General features: G+C 71.5%; 3 protein-coding genes. All 3 read left to right on the forward strand.

The genetic code is table 11. The features are described from left to right. Positions 1 to 145: 145 nt before the first annotated feature. A complete protein-coding gene (locus D183_RS0111345; protein WP_017909093.1) occupies positions 146 to 1,252 on the forward strand; it encodes a hypothetical protein in 1,107 nt (368 codons plus the stop codon). Continuing rightward, positions 1,245 to 2,294, forward strand: coding sequence for a DNA methyltransferase (locus D183_RS0111350; protein ID WP_017909094.1), 1,050 nt, complete (start codon positions 1,245 to 1,247; stop codon positions 2,292 to 2,294). The genes D183_RS0111345 and D183_RS0111350 overlap by 8 nt, the downstream gene beginning before the upstream one ends. A gap of 124 nt (positions 2,295 to 2,418) precedes the next feature. Further along, positions 2,419 to 3,060 (forward strand): DUF2242 domain-containing protein (locus D183_RS0111355; RefSeq protein WP_017909095.1); only part of this gene is annotated, 642 nt, incomplete at its 3' end.

A 3,060-nucleotide genomic window follows, 5' to 3' on the forward strand; every position in this document is an offset into this window, starting at 1 on the left:
CGCGGTGTCGGCCGAAGCGGTCGCCGGCCCGGCCGGTTACGACGATGCGATGGTCACCGTGTGGGAGAACGGCCGCCTGCTGCACGACTGGACCTTCGCCGAGGTGCGCGAGCGCGCGAACGCCGCGCGCCTGTAGGAGGCTCCCATGCACGCCTCCCTGCCGAGCGCGCCGCCGTTGAGCGGCGGCTCGCCGCTGTTCGCCGCGCTGCGCGCCAGCACCCCGCATCTGGAATGGCGGGTACCGGCCGCGGCGGATGCCTCGCGCTGGCGCCAGCAGCGCATCGGCGCGCGCGACTACCGCGTCGCGCAGCCGGTGACCTTCACCCCTTACGCATCGGTGCGGCCGTGTTCGGCGCGCTGCCGTTTCTGCTCGGAGACCCTGCGGCCGCAGGTCGGCGGCACCGCCGCGGCGAGTCTGCGGCCGCCGCCGGATTATTTCGCGCAGCTGCGCCAGGCGCTGGCGCAGTTGCGTGGGCTGCCGCTGTCGCATTCGCTGTCGGGGCTGGAGATGACCGACGACGAAGACTGGTTCGTGGAACTGCTGCAGACCCTGGGCGCGGCCGAGCGCGAGGGACTGCTGGTCGAACAGCGGGTGCTGTACAGCAACGGCGCCGGTTTCGCCCGCGGCCACGGCGAGGTCTTGCTGCAGGCGTTGCAGCGCTTCGGCCTGTCGTGGATCGAGCTGTCGCGGCACCATCCGCAGCAGGCGCAGAACGATGCGATCATGCGTTTCCGCCCCGGCGAGGCGATCGCCGATGCGGAGGTGTTCGTCGCCACTGCGCAACGCATCGCCGAAGCGCTGCCGTTGCGCCTGGTGTGCATCCTGCAGCACGGTGGCATCGCCGATGCCGACGGCGTCGCGGCCTACCTGGACTGGGCGCGCGCCTGCGGGGCACGTACGGTGATCTTCCGCGAATTCTCCCGGCTCGGCGACGGCTACCGCGATGGCGGCACCGCACGCTATCTCACTCAGGCGCGGGTCGCGGTGGAGCAGGTGCTCGGCGCCTGCATGGCCGCGCCGTGGTGGCGCGAATTGCAGCCGCTGCAGATCACCGAGGGCTACTACTTCTGGAACCTGCGTCTGGCCACCGCCGACGGCATGGAGGTGGTGTTCGAGACCTCCGACTACGGGGCGATGCACGCGCGCCACGACAGCGGCGACATCTACAAGCTGGTGTTCTTCGCCGACGGCCGGCTGTGCGCCGGCTGGCAGCCGGACCGCGATCTGCTGTGGCGGGCGTCGCATGGATAGCCGCAGCTGGTGGACGCCGTCGCCGGATCCGCCCGAGCATCGCCTGCCGGAGGACCTGCGCCAGCGCGATCCGCTGGGCGCGCGCGACTGCGGCTGGGTCGGGCAGATGCGTCCGTTCGTGCGCCACTTCAGCGCGCCGGGCGAGCGCGTGCTGGATCCGTTCTGCGGCTTCGGCAGCACCTTGCTCGCGGCGGAACTGGAAGGCCGCCACGGCATCGGCCTGGAGATCGACGCGGCGCGCGCGGCGCTGGCGCGCGAACGGCTGCAGCGGCTCGGCCTGCACGCCGAGGTGCTGGACGGCAGCTTGCCGTACCGCGCGCCGTCCGCGCCGGTGGACTTGTGCCTGACCAACGTGCCGTACTTCGGCTGTGCCTGGCCGGCCGCGGCGGCGCCCGACCAGCTCTACGCCAGTGCCGACTACGCCGCCTATCTGCACGGCCTGCGCGCGGTGTTCCATGGGGTGCGCCGCCACCTGCGCGAGGACGGCTTCTGCATCGCGATGGTGGAGAACGTGCAGCTCGGCGCGACCACGGTGCCGCAGGCCTGGGACCTGGCGCGGATCCTCGGCAGCCTGTTCGCGCCCTGTCCCGAGCGGGTGCTGTGCTACCCGCGCGAGACCGCGCAGCCGCTGGTCCCCGGCGACACCCGCAGCGACCGCAGCCACGAGTACGCGCTGATCTTCCAGCACCGGCGCCAGCGCATCGACCTGGCGGGCACCGCGCAGTTGCTGGAGGCGCTGCACGCCGACGGTTTCGCCTTCGCGTTGTACGGCAGCTATCCGCGCTGGCTGGCCGATCCGGCGGCGGCACCGCGTCTGCCCGGCGACGTCGACCTGCTGCTGCCGCGCGACCTGGACGGGCTGCTGCGGCTGCTCGACTGGCTGCGCGCGCGTGGCTTCCTGCTGAGCCTGTGGGGCGAGCCGCTGGCGGTGCCGCCGACCCTGGCACTGCTCGACGCCCATCATTACCTGCGCGCCGAACGTCGCGATCGCCACGGCGGCCTGCTGCGCGTGGACCTGGCGCTGGAACCCGCCGCCGCCTGACGCGGTGGCGGCCAGCCTGCCCATCTCGCTAACCGCGGGATGAGCGGCCGCGGTGGCGTCAAGGCCGCGCCGACGCGCTTGCGGCTATCCTTTGCCGCGGTTCCCTCTCTCCGGTCAACGGCCTATGTCCGCTCCCTCCAAGGTTCTCGCCATTCCCGCGCTCGCGCTGATCGCGATCGGCCTGAGCGGCTGTTTCGCGCGCAAGCAGGACGGCCTGGTGAAAGAGACCTTCAATTCCGACAACACCTATTCGCGCAACTACCCGGTGCAGCCGGCGCAGGCCTGCGAATCGGCGCGGCGCGCGCTGCTGAGCCAGGGCTACGTGGTCTCCAAGGCCACCGCCGATGCGGTGGAAGGCACCAAGAACTTCCAGCCCAGCGACGAGTTGCATGAGCAACTGGAACTGCGCGTGTCCTGCGTCGCGCATGGGCAGGACGAATCCTGGGTGTTCGTCAGTGCCTTGCAGGACCGCTATGCGCTGAAGAAGAGCCCGACCTCGGCCAGCGTCGGCGTCGGCGTGCTTGGCTCGGTGTCCCTGCCGATCGGCAGCAGCGACGATTCGATGGTGCGGGTGGCCAGCAGCACGGTGCAGGACGGCGACTTCTACAAGCGCTTCTTCCAGCTGATGAGCGAGTACCTGCCCAAGAGCAAGCCGGCACCGGAGCCGTCTGCGCATCCGTCCGCGGCGGTGACGGCGCCGGCAGCGCCCGCACCTGTACCTGCAGCGTCGACGGTGCCGACTCCGCCGGCTGCCGCAGCGCCCACA

The organism is Xanthomonas sp. SHU 199, assembly GCF_000364665.1.
GTDB classification, from domain to species: Bacteria; Pseudomonadota; Gammaproteobacteria; order Xanthomonadales; family Xanthomonadaceae; genus Xanthomonas_A; species Xanthomonas_A sontii.

Coding starts and splice junctions, on each gene's coding strand:
- D183_RS0111345 (WP_017909093.1), top strand. CDS start 146: ATGCACGCCTCCCTGCCGAGCGCGCCGCCGTTGAGCGGCGGCTCGCCG.
- D183_RS0111350 (WP_017909094.1), top strand. CDS start 1,245: ATGGATAGCCGCAGCTGGTGGACGCCGTCGCCGGATCCGCCCGAGCAT.